This is a genomic window from Pseudomonas sp. B2021, from assembly GCF_018135665.1.
GTDB classification, from domain to species: domain Bacteria; phylum Pseudomonadota; class Gammaproteobacteria; order Pseudomonadales; family Pseudomonadaceae; genus Aquipseudomonas; species Aquipseudomonas lactis.
On sequence record NZ_SMOF01000001.1, the window covers coordinates 1,550,899 to 1,572,107 of the forward strand.

A 21,209-nucleotide genomic window follows, 5' to 3' on the forward strand; every position below is an offset into this window, starting at 1 on the left:
TTTAAAGAGGAAGCACCGGGTGGACGATTACCAGCAGACGATACGCACCTTGTCCGATCGCATTGTGCTGGCGCAAACACCGATCCGCGTCCTTGATGCGGTGAAATGGGACGAGAACATTCGCCAGGGATTCCTCAAGGCCAAAGGCAAGGCGATGCCTGCCGTAGACCGTGATTACTACCTGAGCCGGCCGCTGTCGTTCGATTCCAGTGCGGTGAAGCTAGAGTTCCAGAACATCGAGCGCGACATCACTCGACGCCTTGGGCAATTCAGTCCGGTGGGGCAGATCATGCGGCGCATGTGCCGCGAATACCGGATGGTGGTGCGCATGCTTGAAGCGCGCGGCACCGAGGACTTCGGCCTGATTTCCCAAGAGCTGTACGGCGCCGCCTCCGATGCGTTCCACGCTGGCGACCCGACCCTGGCCGACCTTGGCCTGATGCTCTCCGACTACCTCAACAACATCGACGGTCGGGGTGACCTCAAGGACGAAGCCAAGACCCTCACCGCCAAAGATGCGGTCAGCCTGCTGCAAACCCGCCTCAACAAGGTGTTTGGCGAAGCCGAAGAGACCATCCGCGTATTCGAGTCCGACGGCATCGTCGCCGACGCAGCGGCGGGCGCCGACTACATCAAGATCCGCGCCGATGCGATGTTCAACGACCGCGACGTTCGCGCCCTCGAAGTGCATGAAGGGTTGGTGCATGTGGGCACCACCCTCAACGGCCAGAACCAGCCGATCTGCACGTTCCTGTCCAAGGGCCCGCCGTCGTCCACCGTCACCCAGGAAGGCCTGGCGATCCTGATGGAAATCATCACGTTTGCTTCCTACCCCAGCCGCCTGCGCAAACTCACCAACCGGACACGCGCCATCCATATGGTGGAGGAGGGTGCCGACTTCCTGCAGGTGTTTGAGTTCTTCCGCGAGCAAGGCTTTGAAATGGCCGAAAGCTATGGGAATGCCAGCCGGGTATTCCGTGGTTCGGTGCCCACCGGTCTGCCATTTACCAAGGATTTGTCCTACCTCAAGGGCTTTATCATGGTCTACAACTACATTCAGCTCGCCGTACGTAAAGGCAAGCTGGAACAGGTGCCGCTGCTGTTCTGCGGCAAGACCACCCTTGAGGACATGCGCACCCTGCGCCAATTGGTCGACGAAGGCCTGGTGGTGCCGCCCAAGTATTTGCCGGAGCAGTTTCGCGACATGAACGCGCTGGCGGCCTGGATGTGCTTCTCCAACTTCCTCAACCACTTGAGCCTGGACCGGATCGAGGCGGATTACTCCAATATCCTCTGAGCACAGCAATGCTATTTGTAGGAGCGAGCTTGCTCGCGAAGAACGCTCAGGCACCGCGTTTCTTCAGTATTAGCGCGTTATCGTTGACGATCTTCGCGAGCAAGCTCGCTCCTACAGTGGGCGTCAATCACCATGAGGCTTCAACGGATGAGAATCCTCGGCATTTTATGCCTGCTACTCACATTGAACGGCTGCAGCTCCTTACTGTTCTACCCCGAGCCCGGCCTGCCCTTCACCCCGGAAAAAGCCCACCTGCAATACCGCGACGTCACGCTCACCACCGCAGACGGGGTGAAGCTGCACGCTTGGTGGCTGCCAGCCAAAGCGGGTGTGCCACTCAAAGGCACCATCCTGCATTTGCACGGCAACGGCGGTAACCTCGCCTGGCATCTGGGGGGCAGTTGGTGGTTGCCGGAACAGGGCTATCAAGTGCTGCTGCTGGACTATCGTGGCTATGGGCTGTCGGAAGGCAAGCCATCGTTGCCGGCGGTCTACCAGGATATCGACGCCGCATTCGGCTGGATCGACAAGGCGCCTGAAACCCAGGGTAAACCGTTGATTATTCTCGGGCAAAGCCTGGGCGGTGCACTGGCGGTGCATTACCTGGCAGCCCACCCGGAGCGTCAAGCCCAACTCAAAGCTCTGGTACTGGACGGCGTGCCAGCCAGTTATCGTGACGTAGGACAATTCGCCTTGAGCACTTCCTGGTTAACCTGGCCGTTGCAGGTGCCGCTGTCATGGCTGGTGCCCGACGCCGACAGTGCGATCAATGCCATGCCCCGCGTGACCAGCGTGCCCAAGCTGCTGTTCCACAGCCTGGATGATCCCATCGTGCCGGTGGCCAATGGCATCCGCCTGTATCAGGCCGCACCGCCGCCCAGGGTGTTGCAACTGACCCGTGGCGGCCATGTGCAGACCTTTGCCAATAAAACCTGGCAGACCGTGATGCTGCGTTACCTGGACGACCCGCAGCACTTCAACGGCTTGCGCCGCCTGGGCGAAATTCCGAATTACCCTATTCCTAAAGTTGATTCATCAGAGAGCCCGCAATGAGCGAAGAACGCAACATGATCCCGCTGATTCTCACCGGCATCGGCACCATCATCGGTACCGTTGGCTGCCTGTGGTACTACGGCTACCTGCACTTTGCCAAGCCGGAAGATGCGTTGCTGCTCAGCGACTTCACCATGCTCAAGACCGTGCCGGGTGAGGATTACAAGGTCTCCCTGACCCCAGCGGCGCAAGTGGCGCAGTGCGTTGACGGCGTGTTGGTGATGTTTGATACCGAACAGAAAGGCTTGAGCGGCGTGCTGGTGAACAATAAGAAGCAGGCTGTGCGTTGCATGGGCCAGGAAACCCCGCAGTTGCAACAGTGAGCCTGGGTTTTTGCGTGGTATGAAAAATACCGTTGAGTTTCCCGGTTAGTCGTTCAGGGACCGCCCGAACTTTTATAGGCTGGAACCATCTTCGCTCGTGCGCCACAGATGATGGACTGATTGGTTTGGCTGATCAGTCCACTTTATTTATCACTCTGGAGTACGAGTTTATGGATGGTATTGGCGCAGCACCTTCAGTTGGCGCGGGCAATTCGGGAGGCATCCAGGGACCTTCGCAAGGTCTTGATCAGCAAATTCAGCAGCTCCGGGAGAAAATTCAAGCTAAAAGCGGTGAGGGGTCCCAAGATTCCGGTTCCGGTGGTTCCGGTGGCTCTCAAGGGGCGGGAGGCGCTCAGGGTTCCAATGGCTCCCAAGGCGCTGGGGGGGATGAGAGTCTTGAAGAGTTGCTCAAAAAACTGGTGAAACTGATGGCAGAAGAAAAAGCGGCCCAAGGGGCACAAGGCGGTGAAAGTGGCGCATCGGGCCAAGGCCAAATCCAGATGGGCGGCGGTGAGAGTCAAGGCTCGATCAACTACTGATCGGCAACCCTACAAAAACCCGCCTTTTAGCGGCGGGTTTTTCATATCAGCGGCCTCACGGTCATCATCGCGGATCTCGTAACGAAATTGTTTGGAACCCAATTGCATCAGGTGCCACAAAAGGCAATGTAATTACGCAAAGTGGGGGCGGGAAGGCAGTGATAAGAATTGATGCGATTTGCAATATGCTGGCCATGGCCAGGGCGCATCAGGCGTTGGAACGGGCGGATGCGCAAGAACAGGCGCGTAATCAGTTGGCAGGTTGCTCGTCTGATACCTCCTCTCATAACAAAAAGATAACGCCGCCAGATGAAGATACTGATCGCAAGATCAAGTTTCCCTAGTCAAAAAAACCACCGTTACTGGTGGTTTTTTTTCGTTTCAATCTTATCCATCAGCGATAGATGACCGGCTTGGGCGACCAACAGGTGAGCCCCTACTTATATCAGGATTATACCGTTGGGAACTGATAGACGTAGCCGACCACTCTTATAGTTGCCAGGAGTTTAAACCTGGGCGTATGGGAAATCATTTGGAGTCAAGGAATGAGGTTAGATTCATTTTTCAATACAGCGCTCACGAATACCATGGGGGTCATGTCCAATACATGGAACGCTGTCACGGGGCAGCGTATGGGGTGGAGATACCCTCAAGTGGGTAAAACCTATAACTACAATCACTATCAATCGAGTCGGCGTCCACGGTATGCCGGAACTCAACCTTTGAATCGTGGAACCGTTCGCTACATGGGGCCGCCACCGCGTACTCAGGCGACGGCTTCACAGCCGCCTACGATCAACTACGTGACCTATGTATTCAATACTAATTATGTGACGGTCGGTGGCGTAAAATCGGCGCAAGTGGGTGTGCATATCAATAACGGTAATAACAGCATGAATGACGGTAACTTCGGCAATTACGGCAATAACGGTAATAGCGGAAGCCACAGTGGTTATTCCAATCATGGCAGTAACGGCAATCGTCAATTGACCTCCAGGCATAGGCCGGTCGGTAATGGCCATGCTCGGCGCCTTCAAGATTGAAACAAACAATGTGACTGCGTTGCTGTGCATATTTTGATGTGGTTTTTAGAGTGTTCGCAGTGGAACTGCTCGCAGCGATTCTCCACCTAAAGGGACGATGCACTGCGCAGCATGCAGCTTATGTGTCGTCAATGCATACACTATTATTAAATTTTGACAGGGAAGATAAGATGACTCATCTATTTGGTTCGCGACCTGCACAGTATGTTGCTTGGCCTCCACGTTATGCTGAAGAGCAACCCCGCCATTCCACACCGGGTCAGCGGGTGTGGGGAAGTGGCGGCAACAATGGCAATTATGGTAACTATGGCAATAACGGCAATAGCGGGCGGTGCAGTCACTATGAAAACCATGGGCGCAACGGCAATGACATGATGGGCGCGCCGGGGAACTACCGTCACTTTGAAGGCTATAGTAATTACGGCAGTTACGGTAACTATGGTAACTACGGAAATAACGGCAACTCGGGCGATTCCAGCCGTTACATCAATTCTGGCCAGAACGGCAACCGCAGCAGCTTCAGATACTTCAATGACTAAAGCTTGAATGCGCTTTCATGAACGGCAACGAAAAAGCCCCGCCTAAAGGCGGGGCTTTTTTACCAGGCTATTGATCAGTTAGCGACGGAAGACCGTGGCTTGACCGGCTGGTTGTCGTTGGAGATGGTCACTTCAACGCGACGGTTCATGGCGCGGCCGGAAACGCTGCCGTTATCGGCAACCGGGTATTCCTTGCCGTAACCCTGGGTCACGATGCGCGAGATATCCACGCCTTGCTGAGCCAGTGCACGTTGAACGGAAGCGGCGCGACGCTCAGACAGGCTCTGGTTGTACGAGTCGGAACCGGTGCTGTCGGTGTAGCCTTCGACAATCACTTTACGGTCTGGGTTATCGCGCAGGAACTGAGCCAGCTTGGTGATGTTCACCAGGCCGCTGGATTTCAGGTCGGACTTGTTGGTGGCGAACAGCACGTCACCGAACGTTACCAGAGTGCCGCGATCGGTTTGCTTGGCGTTCAAGCTGTTTTGCAGTTGCTTGATTTGCGCATCACGGGCGTCCAGCAGGGCGCGGGCACGTTCGTCACCGGCGTTTTTCAGCTTGGCTTCGGATTCGCGCAGGACGATGGTGTCCTTGGCCACTTCAACGCGCTGGTTGGTCAGGTAGGCCAGTTGGTCGACTTTCTTCTCGTCTTCTTTGTCGCGGTAGGCCTTGTCAGCCTTGTCCAGCCAGTCGCTGGCATCTTTGGTTTCCAGCGCGGCCAGCTTGGTGGCTTGCGGGTTGGTTTGCAGGGACGAGAAATTGGTCCGCGCATTTTCCAGGTTCGCGTTCGGCGGGGTGGAGCAGGCCGCCAAGGCAACGCTCATCGCCAGCAGGGCAGGGATCATCAATTGTTTACGCATAGTCGTGTCGTCCTTTCAATTCGATATCAGGTGCGATGCAGTCAAGAGGCTGCGGCTTACTTCTGCATGATTGCAGCTGGGCGCATGCCTTCTTTACGCAGTTCGTCAACAGCCTTCTGGGAGTCCTTCACAGCCTGTTGAGCCTTGGCAGCCTGGGCTTTACGCTCAGCGACGCGGGCATCCCACTCGGCTTGTTCAGCCAGTTGGCGAGCCTTGTCGTAGTTCTTGTCGTGCATGGCAATCTCAGCTTCTTTGAGCTTGTCCTGGGCCGACTTCATTTCCACCGCCGCGTACTCGGTGCCGCCGGCGCTGACTGCGCTGTTGACGGCCGATTGGGTTACGGCGTACTGCTCGGTTGGAGGGTTGCCGGCGCAGCCAGCCAGAACGAAGCTGGTGCCGATTGCCAGCGCGGCCAATTTGAGCCCGCGCAGATGGTTAAACGAGGATTTGGCAGTGCTGGTGTTCATCGTCTTCAACTCCATTGGATAACTCCTGAAAAACATCAAAATCCATCGGGGCGTATCGATTTCGGGCCCGTCGATAAAGCACATGGCGTCCGTTCAAACGACCGTTCCACACGTGATGGCTACTGGCTGTGACCGGAGGCTTTTTTCAAAAGTTCAGCGGATATGGCGATTTGCCTAAAAAAATATCTGACTGACTGGTCAGTGTTTGAAAAATGGAACTTTCGCGGCGCGCGGCGGTACCTCCGGGCCCGTAAAAGGCCCGGAATACGTGGGTTTAATTGACGTCAATAAATGTTTATCAGTGCTTTTGTTCGTCAGTAGCGGCCGACAAATCGTGCAAGTGGCGACGGGATAACGTGAGAAAACGTGGTGTGGGGCCGACGTCTTCGGAAAGCGGGACTACGAAGGAAAATTTTGCGGTCGAGGTAAGCCAGCACAGCTCAGCGTAGCCCAATACTGTCTTGGGTTGTGGTCGTTTCCGGGTGTCGATCCCAGCACCATTTCTTGGTGTGCCCAAGCGTTCGATGTTAAAACGCCTGTACAGGATTCCGCTCACACGATGGCGAGTTACGCACGATGGCACCACGGAAGAACAAAGCACCAAAGGTTGTTGAAGAAGGGGCCGGCGTGAGCACCCGTGACGACTTTTCTGAAACGACAAAGATTGAGTTGCTTGTGAGGGCCGCGAACCTCTGTTCCCGTTGTCGTGTCTTCACGATTGGCTCAACGGATGCGGGTGACAGGAAAAATAGTATCGGTGTCGCTGCACATATTTGTGCTGCTGCGAGCGGGCCGGGTGCCAAACGGTATGACCCAACTCAGACAAAAGCCCAAAGACGACATTTCGATAACGGTATTTGGATGTGCTATTCGTGCTCCAAGCTGATCGACAACGAAGAGACGTTTCACACTGTCGCTCATTTGAAAGAGATGAAGGCCGTTCATCAATCCTACGTTTCTTCGCTGGTTGGTGTGATTCCGATGGCACCATTTGAGGCTGAAAACAAAATTCGTGCGGGGATTATCGAAGCAACCATATCCCTGATTACGAAGGCAGGTAGTCCGGGAAATTTCGACGTCTCGGCGGTCGTTGAAGGTTATGAACAATCAATAAATAGCATTGATCCAAATTTTAAGGTTGTAGTCACTGCTACAAGCGGTTCTGTCGTTCATGAGCTGATTCCGATCACTGATCCTGCACCAGAAATTCAGATAGTTTTTAATGATGACGAAGCCAATGCTTCTGCTGATCAGGCATGGCAAAAAATGACTGAAGTGGGGGAGCCGATTCACATACCTACAAATGATTTCAAATTCGTAGGTTCAAAACTATTCGAACATCTTAATGATGTCATTGTAGGTGGAACCCTTACCCTCACGCCCGGTAAACGACGACTTGAAACTAGTATCTACTTTGTGAGTGATGAAGCCGAATTTGAGCTGGCTTCAACTGAATCATTCATGGGTAAGGGGTCTAAACAGTTCGATATTGCAGGTTCTGCGTTAAACGGATTCTTTACTTTTCGTTATTTTATTCATGATCGATATAAGGTAGATGCAACTTATACATTCGACGTTGCTGGATGGTTGGGTCAGCCCATCAACAATTTGAGGCATTATCACCGTATCAAGCGAGCCTATGACTTTGTTAAAAAATATCCAAAGTCCAGAATTTCAGTCGAAATTGTTCTGAATGGTGAACCTATGCGGCTTTGGGATGGAACGTATGGTGACTACACTGAGCTTTTCAATAGGTTGAAAAAGATCGTTGAGGTTGCTGAGTGCTCCAAAGTCATCGCCTCGAAAATCCCTGAACAGCTAAGATTGAAAACTTTAGACTTAACGCTGCCGGATGAACGATACATAGAACTCTACGCCCAGCTATTCAAAGGTGATGTGATTCGCAAGCTTGATTATGGAGAAAGTATTTTCACTGCCCGTATAGATGAAATAGAAAGCAGAGCAATCAAGGTTTTCTGTTCAGAAGAACAAACTGAGGTTGTGATTGCTAAATCTCCTATAATAGATTTTTTTGGTAATGTTATTAAATTGCCAAGAATGTCAAAAAAAGTATCGTGTTTCGATCTGGTTTTCTTCTCGAGCATTAGAAAAGAAGACTGGAAATCTCTATGGTGTATTGGAAGAGCAAACCATTCTAGTGATTCGGTGATTTCCATTGCACCCGATGAAATTCCGCTGATTTGCAGTGATGAGGATGAAATACATGGATGAGCTTATGCTGATGGATCGGAGTCGAATTCTTCATGAGGCACTTGAACAGTGTGGTTGGGAAAATGCTGATCAAGTGGTTCAGCGGGTTTTGCGTCTAGATCTCGGTTTACCCGCAGAAGACGAATTTGCCGTCATCTGTAGCTGGCTCGGTAAATGTTCACTTGTCCACAAATTGGATCAACAACAAATTCCGAAATCTTCTAAAGAAACCTTTCAGGTTCCTGATTTGTTGGCCGTTTTCAACACTGATAATAATCAATACAGAGTTTTGATCGAAGTAAAAACCAAGCAGGATGAAAACCTTACTCTTAGAGCGAAAGATCGGGAAAGGCTAATCAAGTATAGTGAGTTGTTGGGTATCCCGATATTGTTTGCTTGGAAGCGTCACAGCATTTGGACCCTTTTCGATATTTCTCTATTTGAGAGATTTAACAAAAACTATCGTGTGAATTTCTTTTCAGCTTTGTCGAATAGTTTGATGAGTTTGCTAGCCGGTGATATGCATTACCAATTAGGTGATGGCGTGGGGCTGCACCTGAAATTGCGAAAAGATGAAATTCATGAAAGTGATGATACAGAGACTTGGAAAACTAAAATAGAAGATGTCTATTTGCAGGATTACAATGGAGATAAAAATTACACGTTTTCGCCTAGGACGCTCTCGATATTAAATACCTGCGAGCTAGATGAAAATACTGAGATTGATGATGAAACTATCAGGCAAAGTTTTACTGTGCGTTCTGATGTTGGCAATGTCGCACATAGAGCAATAGAGACTTTGTTGAAGCTGAAAAAGTCTGATGCTGAAAATAATATACATTGGCGATCTTTGCTTGTTGATGAATCGCCCCTTCATTCAATTTCCAATTTTCAGAAGGCGTTGGACGAAGCTCTCAATCTCAAATTTGTTAAATATATTTTTATTCTGCAACCACAAAAATATCCTGATTTCATAAAGGATGATGATAAAGCTAAAGGGATAAACTGATGTCTGTCATTCAAGTTGAAAAGGCACTGAATGATTTCGCTGTTAAGAGAATGGGTTCTGCAATTGTTTTGAAAGGGGAGTGGGGCACGGGTAAAACCTATCTCTGGAATTCTGTAATTGCAAAGAATCGGTCTAATTTTGCTCGTGTGAACTATTCTTACGTTTCACTTTTCGGAATAAATTCGTTAGCTGACTTAAAGCGTTCAGTTTTTGAGAATACCGTTCCCAGCAAAAGTGCCGGTGATGTCACTACCAAAAACTCTGTTGTTGAAAATATCAAGAAGTTGGATTTCAGTGATGGCGTTGTAGGTTTAAGAAAGATTTTCGGCTATGGGCGGGAAGCAAAAATTCCCTTTGTCGGAAGCTTTGGCGGAGTTATTGATTCGATTCAATACTCTCTTGTTACAGAAACAATCATTTGCATTGACGATTTTGAGCGTCGTGGTAATTCTTTATCTGCACGGGATGTATTAGGATTGGTTTCAAATTTGATCGAGAAAAAGAATTGCTCGGTCATCTTAATTTTGAATGAAGGGTCACTCAAACCGGATGATGAGTTTTTCACATACAGTGAAAAAGTTTTTGATTATGAGATTGTTTTTAGTCCTTCGGTGCAAGAATCAGCCTCTTTGGTTTTTAGCCCATCCGGTGAGGCACGTAAGATAGTTTCGGAAAACGCCATTAAGCTGAAAATAAACAATGTTCGTTTGCTCAAGAAAATTGATTATTTCGCAGGTCTTCTGCATGAGCGGCTGAATGGTTGTAATGAGCTTGTGCAGCGGCAGGCTTATAGGACGTTGCCTCTTGCAGTTCTTTCAATCTATGGCGGGAATTCGGCAGGCGTAGATATCGACTTCCTGTTGACTTACCAAGGTAGCTTATCTGGGTATCGTATGCCTGATGATGATCGATCCCCAGAAGAAATAAAATTACTCGCAGAAATAGACCTTAAGATTGAATATTTGCAAGATTATGGATTCAGTTCCACTGATGAATTCGACGTTGCGATCATAAATTTAGTTAGAAAAGGTTATGCTGACGATCAGTCAATGCGAGATTTAGTCGTCGCGTTGGAAGTCAAAATTAAGCATGATGAAGATATTGCTTTGTTACAGAAAGCTTGGAATGTCTTCCACGCTTCTTTTTCAAAAAATGATGATGAGGTTTTTGCCGCATTCGATTTAGCTATAGATGTGTCTTTGGTCAATTTTTCAATAAATGATTTAGATTCGGTTGCTTCTATTTATTACGATGTAGGGCGGATCGATAAAATAAACAGCGACATAGATAAGTATTTTATTGAGGTTGTTGCACCAAGTGATATACGTGAAAAAAGCGATGTGTTTCGCTGGCCTGCGAATCCCTATATTCAACAGAAGCTTGAAGAGTTTTTTGATGGTCTGGTAATAGAAAAGAGTCTGCCTGATTTGATAAATTACGCTTATAACGTTTCTGGTTTTGAAAATACTGATGTTAGAAATAGCGTTGCCAAAAAAACAGAAGCTGAATTCTTAGAATATTTTTCAAGCTTAGATGATTATAATTTCACAAACCTTGTGCGGATGTGCTTGAAATGCGGTCAGGTTAGTTCTCCTGATAATGATATTCAGGATGGTTATCATGATATTTTTTTCAAGATGTACCGTTGCCTAATGAAAATGTGCGAAGGCTCTCCGCTCAATAAAGCCAGAATGAGTAAATTTCAAGGTTACGAAAAGCTTTACGCACAGATTGAAAAGGAAATACTCTCTCGCCAAGGTAAGGTTGAATAGCCCCTTGCGAGGCTAGTGTTTCGTATCTAAGACCCTATCCCCGTAGGGTCTTTGAAATTGCTTGTTCAGCTTCGACGTAGGCGGGTGTCTTACCAGCGTCGGCAAAAATCTCTTCACCTTCCTCCACTCTGATCACCTCAGTCCCTTTGACGTAGGGCATGGCTGTTTCCGCTTCTTTTATAGCAGAGTGAATCAGACCTTCCGTGATGATGCTTTGATCCAGTCCATAGGCTTCCGCAAACGCCTTGATTTTCACTAGGTCTTGATGGCGAATGGTCAGGGTGATCTCAACAAGCTTCGAGGTTTCGTGAGCTTTGTTTTCCCAGTTGCTGAGCATCGTTTTGAAGGTGTCCATGGGGAGTCTCCGGCGTGGCTACATATGTCGTAAATCTAAGACTGTCTTTACCACTCATGGTTCTCTGAAATGATCGCTAAGCCATGTTCTACGCGGCTTTCAAGAGATATTGAGTTTTTCCTATTGCCTGCTCGCTTTCTTCATACAGCGGGTCACCCTCTTCATCGGTGGCAATCACCTGCTGGCCCTGGATGTAAGGAAAGCTGGCTTCCAGCTCTTCCAGGGCGGCGCCGATCAGCTCGCCCAGCAGTTCTTCAACGTGGCGCTTGGGGTACATCTCGGCGATGGCCGCCAGCCGGGCGGCGGCTTCCACATCCAGATGAATCGCGTATTCAGTCTTGGTCAAACGACCCTTGGCGGTTTCTTCCCAATGCTGGGCCAGTTCTCGAATTTTCATGGCTACCTCAATAAAGCCTGCGAGGGCAGGCGGTGATGAGTGACCAGCCGCCTGCGGAATAACGCGGCGACCTACCGTTGAGACTAGCTGTAAGCGCCAAGGTTTAAAGTCGTTTGCGTTCGGCCTTGTCAGAAACCGACGTCGGCGGCACTCTGAACCCCCTGCGCGTCCCGGATTTCTGGCTGGAGATTGGCTGATGAGTGATATCGATGCACGCTTGCGTGAGGATGTTCACCTGCTGGGTGAGCTGTTGGGCAACACCATTCGAGAGCAGTACGGCGAGGCTTTCCTCGAAAAGATCGAGCAGATCCGCAAAGGCGCCAAGGCCGACCGTCGCGGAGCCGTTTCAGAGAAAACCGCTGGCGATGAGTTGAGCGCCAGCCTCAACCAGTTGCAGGAGCAGGAGTTGCTGCCCGTGGCCCGGGCCTTTAACCAATTCCTCAACCTGGCCAACATTGCCGAGCAATATCAGTTGATTCATCGGCGCGATGAGTCGCAACCCGCGCCGTTCGAATCCCGGGTCTTGCCAGAGTTGCTGGCCCGTCTGCAAAGCGAGGGGCACAGCAATGAATCCCTGGCCCGGCAATTGGCGCGGCTGGACATCGAACTGGTGCTCACCGCCCACCCCACCGAAGTGGCCCGCCGCACGCTGATCCAAAAATACGACGCCATTGCTGCGCAACTGGCTTTGCAGGATCACCGTGACCTCACCACCGCCGAGCGCGAGCAGATTCGTGAGCGCTTGCAACGCTTGATCGCCGAAGCCTGGCACACCGAAGAAATCCGGCGCGTGCGCCCCACGCCGGTGGATGAAGCCAAATGGGGCTTTGCGGTGATCGAGCATTCGCTGTGGCACGCCATCCCCAATTACCTGCGCAGGGCCGACCAGGCCCTGCACGCCGCCACCGGCCTGCGCCTGCCCCTGGAGGCAGCGCCGATTCGCTTTGCTTCGTGGATGGGCGGCGACCGTGACGGCAACCCGAACGTCACCGCGCCGGTCACTCGCGAAGTGCTGTTGCTGGCGCGCTGGATGGCGGCGGATTTGTATCTGCGCGACATTGATCAGCTGGCTTCCGAGCTGTCGATGCAACAGGCCAGCCCGGCGCTGCACGCCAAAGTCGGCGACAGCGTCGAACCTTATCGGGCCTTGCTCAAGCAACTGCGTGAACGCCTGCGCGCCACGCGCCAGTGGGCCCACACCTCGTTGACCAGCACCACCCCGGCACCGGCCGACGTGTTGCAGAACAACCGCGACCTGCTCGACCCGCTGCAGCTGTGCTACCAGTCCCTGCACGAATGCGGCATGGGCGTGATCGCCGATGGCCCGCTGCTCGACTGCCTGCGCCGTGCCGTGACGTTCGGCCTGTTCCTGGTGCGCCTGGATGTGCGCCAGGACTCCAGCCGTCACTCGGCGGCCATGACCGAAATCACCGATTACCTGGGCCTGGGGCGTTATGAGGACTGGGATGAAGAGGCGCGTATCAGCTTCCTGACCCAGGAACTGACCAATCGTCGGCCGTTGCTGCCGGGTTACTTCAAGCCGTCGGCGGACACTGCCGAGGTGCTCAATACCTGCAAGGAAATCGCCGCCGCACCGGCCGCATCACTAGGGTCGTATGTCATCTCCATGGCCGGCGCTGCGTCGGATGTGCTGGCGGTGCAACTACTGTTGAAAGAGTCGGGCGTTCAACGGCCGATGCGCGTAGTGCCGCTGTTCGAGACCCTGGCCGACCTGGATAACGCAGGGCCAGTGATGGAGCGCCTGCTGCAACTGCCGGGTTACCGCGCGCGCTTGCAGGGCCCGCAGGAAGTGATGATTGGCTACTCGGATTCGGCCAAGGACGCCGGCACCACGGCCGCCGCCTGGGCGCAGTACCGCGCCCAGGAACGCCTGGTGGATATCTGCCGCGAGCAACAGGTGGAGCTGTTGTTGTTTCACGGTCGCGGCGGCACCGTTGGTCGTGGCGGCGGCCCGGCGCACGCGGCCATCCTGTCGCAGCCGCCGGGCTCGGTGGCGGGGCGTTTCCGTACCACTGAACAGGGCGAGATGATTCGCTTCAAATTCGGCCTGCCGGATATCGCCGAGCAGAACCTCAATCTCTACCTGGCTGCGGTACTGGAAGCGACCCTGTTGCCGCCGCCGCCTCCCGAGCCTACCTGGCGTCACCTGATGGACGAATTGGCGGCAGACGGTGTCAGCGCTTACCGCGCCGTTGTGCGGGAAAATCCGCAGTTCGTCGAGTACTTCCGCCAGTCCACGCCGGAGCAGGAGTTGGGCCGTTTGCCTTTGGGCAGCCGCCCGGCCAAACGTCGTGCAGGCGGGATTGAAAGCTTGCGCGCCATCCCCTGGATCTTTGGCTGGACCCAGACGCGCCTGATGCTGCCCGCCTGGCTCGGTTGGGAAGCGGCACTGAGCAAGGCGCTGGAGCGCGGTGAAGGTCAATTGCTGGGGCAGATGCGCGAGCAGTGGCCGTTCTTTCGCACGCGCATCGACATGCTGGAGATGGTGCTGGCCAAGGCCGATGCCGATATCGCCCGTCTTTATGATGAGCGCCTGGTGCAGCCGGACCTGCTGGCATTGGGTGCGCACTTACGCGACCTATTGTCGCAGGCGTGCGACGTGGTGCTTGGCCTGACCGGCCAGTCGCAGCTGCTGGCCCATAGCCCCGACACCCTGGAGTTCATCCGCCTGCGCAACACCTACCTCGACCCCCTGCACCTGTTGCAGGCCGAGTTGCTGGCACGTTCGCGTCAGCAGGAGGCTGCGCAAGACAGCCCTCTGGAACAGGCGCTGCTGGTGTCCGTGGCCGGTATTGCGGCCGGTTTGCGCAACACCGGTTGAGGTTTTTTGCGTGTACTCAATGGCTTGCGGATAAGCCGCGACGACCGCCCGGAAACGGGCGGTCGTCGTTTGAGGGGGTGGGTTGCGCTCAGGCACACCCTGGCGCTGACGCATGTGCGGCGCGGGTTTCTCCTACTTTTGGCGGCTTGTATGGTGAGGGCCCGCTGTGTATCTTGATCAGCCTTTGGCCGTTTGATCGGCCTAGAACCACATTTTTACGAGATTGGCCCCACGCGGCGAATCCGAGCGTCATCTCTATAAAAAATTGAGGAGCACATCGATGCGCGTCATTCTGCTGGGAGCTCCCGGGGCCGGTAAAGGTACTCAGGCAAAGTTCATCACTGAAAAATTCGGCATTCCACAAATCTCCACCGGCGACATGCTGCGTGCGGCCGTCAAGGCTGGCACCGAGCTGGGCCTGATCGCCAAGAGCGTGATGGACAGCGGCGGCCTGGTCTCCGACGACCTGATCATCAACCTGGTCAAGGAACGCATCAGCCAGGAAGACTGCAAGAACGGTTTCCTGTTCGACGGCTTCCCACGCACCATTCCCCAGGCTGAAGCCCTGGTGAAGGCGGGCGTGGAGTTGGACGCCGTGGTCGAGATCGCAGTTGAAGACGAAGAGATCGTTCAGCGCATTGCTGGCCGTCGCGTTCACGAAGGCTCGGGCCGCGTGTACCACATTGTCTACAACCCGCCGAAAGTCGAAGGCAAGGACGATGTCACCGGCGAAGACCTGGTGCAGCGTAAAGACGACACCGAAGAAACCGTGCGTCATCGCCTGTCGGTCTACCATTCCCAGACCAAACCCCTGGTGGACTTCTACCAGAAGCTGTCCGCAGCCCAGGGCAAGCCGAAGTACAGCCACATCCCAGGTGTGGGCTCGGTAGAGGCCATCACCGCCAAGGTGCTGCAAGCACTGAGCTGATCCTGTGATCGGCGGCACAGACAACGGCCCGCTTGCGGGTCGTTGTTGTTTATACTGGCGCACTTTTTTCCGACTTGGACACCGACACCGATGAGTACCCTGCTGGCCCTGGACACCGCGACTGAAGCTTGCTCCGTTGCCTTGCTGCACGATGGCAAGGTCACGAGCCACTACGAGGTGATCCCGCGCCTGCACGCGCAGAAATTGTTGCCGATGATCAAGCAACTGCTTGAAGACGCCGGTACCACCCTGGCGGCGGTGGATGCCATCGCGTTTGGCCGTGGCCCCGGTGCATTCACTGGCGTGCGCATCGCTATTGGCGTGGTGCAGGGCCTGGCTTTTGCCCTGGAGCGTCCGGTGTTGCCAGTGTCCAACCTTGCGGTACTGGCCCAGCGCGCGTTGCGTGAGCACGGGGCGTCGCAGGTGGCAGCGGCCATTGATGCGCGCATGGATGAAGTCTACTGGGGTTGCTACCGTGAGACCGCAGGCGAAATGCGCCTGGTCGGTGCCGAAGCGGTGCTGGCCCCCGAAGCGGCGCAGTTGCCCGCTGATGCCAGCGGCGATTGGTTCGGTGCCGGCACGGGCTGGGGTTATGGCGAACGCATCAAGATGACGTGTACGCAGCAGGACGCGGCGATGTTGCCCCACGCTGAAGACCTGCTGGCGTTGGCGCGTTTCGCATTCGAGCGCGGCGAAGCGATTGCGGCGGACCAGGCCGCACCGGTGTATCTGCGCGATAAAGTCGCACAAACCAAGGCCGAGCGCGGGATTATTTGACGCCAGAAATGTGGGCATTGCGCGGCAAATTTCTCCAATCGTCAGAATTTGCCTGGGTTTTTAAACCTTTTACAAATTATGTGTTCTAGTTATCACCAGAGCATTTGCGCGCCATGGAAAGTGCCGCTAAATTGCCATCATTGATGCCGAGTCTGCATGTATGCGTATAGACGGTTTTTCCTCACAGTCGTACCCCCTCAAGCGTAAGCCGCGCAAGGCGAGCGTGACGGTAGACGAATCCGTCGAGGATTCACCGGACTTCATCGAAGTACACACCGATACGCCTTCCAAAGCGCAAGGCGCCGCGAGTGCACGTATCAGCGGCGTTCCTGCCCGTCAGCAAGACATGGTCTTTCCCCGTTCCATGAGCAAAAGCGTTGCCACCGCCTTGGCCAGCTACCTGACCACCGCCGGCTTTGTCGAATGGGATATGGAAGTGCTGGGTCTCGATATCCATATCTGATGCGTTTGCCTTATTACATCGGCTGCCCGTCTTGGAGTGAAAACGCCTGGCGCGAGTACCTGTATCCGGTTGATGCACGCTCCAACGATTACCTCGGGCTCTATTCCCAGGTCTTCAACGCCGTTGAAGGCAATACCACTTTTTACGCTCGCCCCTCGGCCGCCACTGTGCAGCGCTGGGCCGAAATCATGCCTGACGACTTTCGCTTCACCGCCAAATTCCCCGGCGATATCAGCCATGCTGGCGATTTGCGTGAACAATTGCCGGCGGCAGAAAGCTTTGTCGGCTTGATGAGCCCGTTGGGTGAGCGCGTTTCACCGCTGTGGTTGCAACTCTCAAAGGGCTTTACGCCGCCACGCCTGGCGGAGCTGGCTGGATTTCTCGATGGCATCGATCGACCGCTGGCCGTGGAGGTGCGTCATGAACAGTTCTTCGCCAAGGGTGATGCTGAGCGCATGCTCAACCGCCTGTTGCGCGATCGCGGTGTCGAGCGCATCTGCCTCGATCCACGTGCCCTGTTCAGTTGCACTTCCACCTCGGAAGCAGTGCTGCATGCCCAGTCCAAAAAGCCCCGGGTGCCACCGCGCCCAGCGGCACTGACGCAGTTTCCCCAGGTGCGCTTCATCGGGCATCCGGACCTTGAGGCCAATGACCCGTTCCTGATTCCATGGGTGGAAAAGATCGCCAGTTGGATCGAAGAAGGCCGCACGCCCTATATGTTCCTGCACACGTCGGACAACCGTCTGGCGGCACAGCTGGCGCTACGCTTCCACGCCAAGCTGATGGTGCGCCTGCCAGGTTTACCGCCGCTGCCCACCTTGCATCGAGAACCCGTGGCGGAGCAGCTCGGGCTACTTTGAGGATTTAGCCGTGGGTGTGGTCAAGGCGTTGAGTGTGTTGCTGGTGCTGGTGGGCGCCTTTGCGCTGGCTGTCTGGCGCGGTTGGGTGCCGATGCCGTCTGAGTGGAACCCCTGGGCGCCTTTGGATGTGCGAGCGAGCCCCAACCTGTTGACGCGCTACAAGCTCAGTCGTTTACAGGATGATCCGGCGTTGTGTGACCAGGTACTGAACACCTCCGGTTTGCGCGTGAGTCGCCAGGCTGATACATCGGCCGATGCGGCGTGCCCCTTGCGCAATGTCCTGCGTGTGCAGGGCGCTGACGTGGCTTTGAGCAGCAGCTTTCTCGCCAGTTGCCCGCTGGCGGTGGCGTTCGCGTTGTTCGAGCGCCACAGCCTGCAACCGGCGGCCCAGGCCGTGTTTGGCCAAGCGGTGAGCCGAGTCGAGCATTTGGGCAGTTTTGCCTGCCGTAATATCTACAATCGCGCCGACGGGAGGCTCAGCCAGCACGCCTCGGCCAATGCCCTGGATATCGCCGGTTTTCGCCTGGCGGATGGGCGCAGCATCAGCGTGCTCAAGGATTGGCCAGGGCAGGGCGACGGCGCGCGTTTCCTGCGCTTGGTACGCGATGGCGCCTGTGATGATTTCAACGTGGTGTTGAGCCCGGACTACAACGCCGCCCATCGCAACCATTTCCATCTGGACATGGGGCGTTGGTGGGTGTGTCGCTAAGGTTCAGGCGGCCAGGCGCAAGTTGTGGGTCACTAGCGGGCGCGCCCAGTAGTAATCGAAATCCAAGGCCTTTTGCTGCGCCAGCAATTCTTCTTCAGGGTACGGCGTGGCGGCCGGTGGCAGCAGGTCCAGCTCGAATTCGGCAATTGGCAGGTGCAGGGGGCGTGGTTGTGGCGCCGGGCCTGGCTCGGGTAGCGGTTGGCCGGCGTTCAGCACAACGGGGCGCACCCACTCGCTCTCAAACGCTTGTTGGCGTTGCTGGGCGACTATTTCTTCTTCCGGGAACGGCGTCGCGGCCGGTGGCAGCAGTTCGGTTTCGAACTCGGCAATCGGCAGGAACAGTGGCTCAGGTGGCACGATCTCGGCGTCTTTCACATCGCACTCACGCTGGGTGAGGATCTGCGCCAGCAGGTCGGCGCCTTCGCGGGGTTCTACCGCCGGGTCTGCCGGGGCAGGCGCCTTGGCGGCGAGCGCGTCTGGCGTTTCACCCAGCTGCTCGGCCAACGCTCGGGCGAAGAAGTCCTGCCACACATGACTCACCCCAGCCAGCGCTTGGGTATTGCGCAGGCCATAGTGGTTGTGGGTCGGCAGTACACCGATGGAAAGGGGAAGAATGTCTGACATTTTTCTCGGTCGACGCTCAGCTCTGGCAAAATACCTGACTGTGATTTTTATCGGCCGTTGTTTGCCGATCCTTAATATTTTTGAGCGTGGCGATTGATGAACGAACAACCAGCGGCCAGCCGCATCCAGGTCCAAGCCTTGGCTGACAGTTTCCAGGCCCGCGCCGAACACTGGGCTTCGCTGCTGGGGTTGCCTCTGCAGGTGGCCGATGCGGATTTTTCCCTGCAAGTGGGGGAGCACGGCTTGCAGTTGCAACAGCTTGGGCCTGATGCGCCAGGGCCGGTGCGGGTCGACTTTGTCGAAGGCGGCGCGGCGCATCGGCGGTTGTATGGCGGCGGCAGCGGGCAGATGATCGCCAAGGCGGTGGGCATCGCCCAGGGCGTGCGCCCGCGGGTGCTGGACGCTACGGCGGGCTTGGGCAAGGACGCGTTCGTGCTGGCCAGCCTCGGGTGTGAGATGAGCCTGATCGAGCGCCAGCCGTTGATCGGCGCCTTGCTCGAAGATGGCTTGGCCCGCGCTGCCGAGGATTTTGAGGTGGCGCCGATTGTGGCGCGCATGAAGTTGCTCAAGGGCAACTCCATCGACGTGATGCTCAATTGGCAGGGGGAGCCGCCCCAGGTGATCTACCTGGACCCGATGTTTCCGCATCGTGAGAAAACTGCGTTGGTGAAGAAGGAAATGCGCCTGTTTCGGCCGTTGGTGGGTGATGATCCGGATGCACCGGCGTTGCTCGCGGCGGCTCTGGCGCTAGCCAGCCATCGTGTGGTGGTCAAGCGGCCGCGCAAGGCGCCCTGTATTGAGGGGCCGAAGCCGAGCCATGCGTTGGATGGCAAGTCCAGCCGCTACGATATTTATCCCAAGAAGGCGCTCAAGGCTTAAGCGGCAAGCAACAGCGCTCATCTTGCTGATGCGGCGAGCTCCAAATGTGGGAGGGGGCTTGCCCCCGATGGCTGCCTGACAGCCGACAACTATCTCCCTGACACCCCGCAATCCAAATGTGGGAGCTGGCTTGCCTGCGATGACGGCCAGCTAGCCGACACCTATCTACCTGACACCCCCCTATCCAAACTGTGGGAGCGGGCTTGCTCGCGAAGGCGGCCTGGCAGTCAACACCGTTGGATCGTGTACATATCCATTCCTGCGGTAACGGCCACTTAGGGTTCCGCCCTGACGGCGGCTCACTTTTGAAAAGAGCGCAAAAGTGAGCAAAACGCTCTTGCCCCACCACTCGGCACCTCGCTTGGGCTCGGTGTGCCCGAACGCAGGCTTGAATCCGTGGGCCGCCGCCACGCGCCATCCCTGGCGCGGGGCGGCTAACCCGGCGTCCTGCCGGGTTACCCACGAATTCAAGCCTGCGTTCGGCCAGCGTGGTTTAACGGGGCGCCTAAGATCAAAAGCAGATCAAGAGCGACTCGCTTCGCATCGTGGTTACTGTCGGTTGGTGCAACTTACTTAGGTGTTTCTGGACCCTGGCTGCGATAGGCCCGCATAAACAACTTCACCACGTCCTGCACATGCTCCTCGGCCTCTTGCGCACTCAATTGCCCTCCACACCCGTACAACAACCGAAAGTTCGCCGTGCCCTTGAGCAAGCAAAAGAAGTGCTCCGCGGCCTTGAACGGTGTGTCGATGCTCAAGGCGCCGCTCTGGTCAATCTTGCCGAGCAAGCGCTCCATGCCTTGCAGCATGCGCATGGGGCCGGCGTTGAAGAAGATCTGGGAGAGTTTCACGTCCTGATTACCGGTGGTCATCATCAGGCGATGCAGGTTTACCGACTCTTCGCTGTTGATCAGTCGATGAAAGCCGCGGGCGATGTTAAGCAGCACCGTCTCGACGGGCATGCCTACGGGCAGCTCGAAGTACATCACCGGCAATTGCTCTTCGCATTTGGCCACCACCGCAGCGGTGAACAACGTCTCTTTGTCGGTGAAGTGGCTGTAGACCGTGAGTTTCGATACGCCGGCCGCCAGGGCAACGGCGTCCATGCTGGTGTTTGCATAGCCCTTGTCCAGGAACAGCGATTTTGCCGATTCGAGGATTGCCTGGCGTTTTGCCATGTCCTTGGGACGCCCGGGGCTTGCGGTGTTCAGAGGATTGTCGGACATTTTCACCTTTAATACTGGACTGGTGAGTTTGGTATT

General features: G+C 55.0%; 22 protein-coding genes and 1 pseudogene. 15 read left to right on the forward strand and 8 right to left on the reverse strand.

Annotation, left to right across the window (positions count from 1 at the left end; genetic code table 11):
- Positions 1–19 precede the first annotated feature (19 nt).
- The 4 genes from E1K68_RS06925 (at position 20) to E1K68_RS06940 (ending at position 3,212) form a co-directional block, all read left to right on the forward strand.
- Positions 20–1,297 (forward strand): flavohemoglobin expression-modulating QEGLA motif protein, encoded by a 1,278-nt coding sequence (locus E1K68_RS06925; protein WP_003189084.1) that lies wholly within the window; start codon positions 20–22, stop codon positions 1,295–1,297.
- A gap of 147 nt (positions 1,298–1,444) precedes the next feature.
- Positions 1,445–2,350: an alpha/beta hydrolase gene (locus E1K68_RS06930; RefSeq protein WP_192002019.1), complete on the forward strand. Its 906-nt coding sequence runs from the start codon at positions 1,445–1,447 to the stop codon at positions 2,348–2,350.
- Positions 2,347–2,673: a hypothetical protein gene (locus tag E1K68_RS06935; RefSeq protein WP_003189087.1), complete on the forward strand. Its 327-nt coding sequence runs from the start codon at positions 2,347–2,349 to the stop codon at positions 2,671–2,673. Before E1K68_RS06930 ends, E1K68_RS06935 begins: the two co-directional genes overlap by 4 nt.
- A 125-nt stretch (positions 2,674–2,798) precedes the next feature.
- Positions 2,799–3,212, forward strand: coding sequence for a hypothetical protein (locus tag E1K68_RS06940; RefSeq protein ID WP_169855394.1), 414 nt, complete (start codon positions 2,799–2,801; stop codon positions 3,210–3,212).
- Between the two features lie 779 nt (positions 3,213–3,991).
- Here E1K68_RS06940 and E1K68_RS06945 read toward each other — a convergent pair.
- Entirely contained in the window at positions 3,992–4,234 is a 243-nt protein-coding gene (locus E1K68_RS06945; RefSeq protein ID WP_212613902.1) for a hypothetical protein, read from the reverse strand.
- Between the two features lie 191 nt (positions 4,235–4,425).
- Here E1K68_RS06945 and E1K68_RS06950 point away from each other — a divergent pair, with 191 nt between their 5' ends.
- On the forward strand, positions 4,426–4,794 hold the full coding sequence (locus E1K68_RS06950; protein ID WP_003189092.1) for a hypothetical protein: 369 nt from the start codon (positions 4,426–4,428) through the stop codon (positions 4,792–4,794).
- 74 nt (positions 4,795–4,868) lie between these two features.
- On the opposite strand, the gene E1K68_RS06955 is transcribed toward E1K68_RS06950, so the two are convergent.
- From E1K68_RS06955 to E1K68_RS06965, 3 genes and pseudogenes are all read right to left on the reverse strand, one after another.
- Positions 4,869–5,654: an OmpA family protein gene (locus E1K68_RS06955; RefSeq protein WP_003189093.1), complete on the reverse strand. Its 786-nt coding sequence runs from the start codon at positions 5,652–5,654 to the stop codon at positions 4,869–4,871.
- Between the two features lie 56 nt (positions 5,655–5,710).
- Positions 5,711–6,136 carry a DUF4398 domain-containing protein gene (locus tag E1K68_RS06960; RefSeq protein ID WP_003189094.1) on the reverse strand — a complete coding sequence of 142 codons (426 nt, stop codon included), beginning with the start codon at positions 6,134–6,136 and terminating at the stop codon, positions 5,711–5,713.
- A 283-nt stretch (positions 6,137–6,419) separates the two neighbouring features.
- A pseudogene (locus tag E1K68_RS06965) lies at positions 6,420–6,518 on the reverse strand (pilin assembly protein); the annotation flags it as partial.
- Positions 6,519–6,748: 230 nt separating this feature from the next.
- Here E1K68_RS06965 and E1K68_RS06970 point away from each other — a divergent pair.
- The 3 genes from E1K68_RS06970 to E1K68_RS06980 are packed head-to-tail and all read left to right on the forward strand — an operon-like array spanning position 6,749 to position 11,113.
- Positions 6,749–8,353 carry a hypothetical protein gene (locus tag E1K68_RS06970; RefSeq protein WP_346344322.1) on the forward strand — a complete coding sequence of 535 codons (1,605 nt, stop codon included), beginning with the start codon at positions 6,749–6,751 and terminating at the stop codon, positions 8,351–8,353.
- Positions 8,346–9,341: a hypothetical protein gene (locus tag E1K68_RS06975; RefSeq protein WP_244858781.1), complete on the forward strand. Its 996-nt coding sequence runs from the start codon at positions 8,346–8,348 to the stop codon at positions 9,339–9,341. Before E1K68_RS06970 ends, E1K68_RS06975 begins: the two co-directional genes overlap by 8 nt.
- Positions 9,341–11,113, forward strand: a complete 1,773-nt coding sequence (locus tag E1K68_RS06980) for a P-loop NTPase fold protein (protein ID WP_212613903.1) — start codon at positions 9,341–9,343, stop codon at positions 11,111–11,113. Before E1K68_RS06975 ends, E1K68_RS06980 begins: the two co-directional genes overlap by 1 nt.
- Positions 11,114–11,147: 34 nt before the next feature.
- On the opposite strand, the gene E1K68_RS06985 is transcribed toward E1K68_RS06980, so the two are convergent.
- Both E1K68_RS06985 and E1K68_RS06990 read right to left on the reverse strand, forming a co-directional pair.
- Positions 11,148–11,468 carry a hypothetical protein gene (locus E1K68_RS06985; RefSeq protein ID WP_101267180.1) on the reverse strand — a complete coding sequence of 107 codons (321 nt, stop codon included), beginning with the start codon at positions 11,466–11,468 and terminating at the stop codon, positions 11,148–11,150.
- Between the two features lie 88 nt (positions 11,469–11,556).
- The gene (locus tag E1K68_RS06990; protein WP_212613904.1) at positions 11,557–11,865 is read right to left on the reverse strand and encodes a hypothetical protein; all 309 of its coding nucleotides are present in this window, start codon (positions 11,863–11,865) and stop codon (positions 11,557–11,559) included.
- Positions 11,866–12,061: 196 nt separating this feature from the next.
- Here E1K68_RS06990 and ppc point away from each other — a divergent pair, with 196 nt between their 5' ends.
- From ppc to E1K68_RS07020, 6 genes are all read left to right on the forward strand, one after another.
- Entirely contained in the window at positions 12,062–14,707 is a 2,646-nt protein-coding gene (gene ppc / locus E1K68_RS06995) for a phosphoenolpyruvate carboxylase (protein ID WP_212613905.1), read from the forward strand.
- Between the two features lie 280 nt (positions 14,708–14,987).
- Complete coding sequence (gene adk, locus E1K68_RS07000; RefSeq protein WP_003189104.1) at positions 14,988–15,635, forward strand: adenylate kinase; 648 nt, start codon at positions 14,988–14,990, stop codon at positions 15,633–15,635.
- A 90-nt stretch (positions 15,636–15,725) separates the two neighbouring features.
- Positions 15,726–16,412, forward strand: a complete 687-nt coding sequence (gene tsaB, locus E1K68_RS07005) for a tRNA (adenosine(37)-N6)-threonylcarbamoyltransferase complex dimerization subunit type 1 TsaB (RefSeq protein ID WP_003189106.1) — start codon at positions 15,726–15,728, stop codon at positions 16,410–16,412.
- A gap of 160 nt (positions 16,413–16,572) precedes the next feature.
- On the forward strand, positions 16,573–16,875 hold the full coding sequence (locus tag E1K68_RS07010) for a hypothetical protein (RefSeq protein WP_032893222.1): 303 nt from the start codon (positions 16,573–16,575) through the stop codon (positions 16,873–16,875).
- A complete protein-coding gene (locus tag E1K68_RS07015; protein WP_003189109.1) occupies positions 16,875–17,735 on the forward strand; it encodes a DUF72 domain-containing protein in 861 nt (286 codons plus the stop codon). Before E1K68_RS07010 ends, E1K68_RS07015 begins: the two co-directional genes overlap by 1 nt.
- A 10-nt stretch (positions 17,736–17,745) precedes the next feature.
- Positions 17,746–18,444 (forward strand): extensin family protein, encoded by a 699-nt coding sequence (locus tag E1K68_RS07020; RefSeq protein WP_003189111.1) that lies wholly within the window; start codon positions 17,746–17,748, stop codon positions 18,442–18,444.
- A gap of 3 nt (positions 18,445–18,447) precedes the next feature.
- On the opposite strand, the gene E1K68_RS07025 is transcribed toward E1K68_RS07020, so the two are convergent.
- Positions 18,448–19,068 (reverse strand): hypothetical protein, encoded by a 621-nt coding sequence (locus E1K68_RS07025; RefSeq protein WP_003189113.1) that lies wholly within the window; start codon positions 19,066–19,068, stop codon positions 18,448–18,450.
- Positions 19,069–19,164: 96 nt separating this feature from the next.
- On the opposite strand from E1K68_RS07025, the gene E1K68_RS07030 reads away from it, so the two are divergent.
- Positions 19,165–19,947 (forward strand): class I SAM-dependent methyltransferase, encoded by a 783-nt coding sequence (locus tag E1K68_RS07030; protein WP_044272264.1) that lies wholly within the window; start codon positions 19,165–19,167, stop codon positions 19,945–19,947.
- A gap of 569 nt (positions 19,948–20,516) precedes the next feature.
- On the opposite strand, the gene E1K68_RS07035 is transcribed toward E1K68_RS07030, so the two are convergent.
- Positions 20,517–21,173, reverse strand: a complete 657-nt coding sequence (locus E1K68_RS07035) for a TetR/AcrR family transcriptional regulator (RefSeq protein ID WP_169855398.1) — start codon at positions 21,171–21,173, stop codon at positions 20,517–20,519.
- Positions 21,174–21,209: the final 36 nt, after the last annotated feature.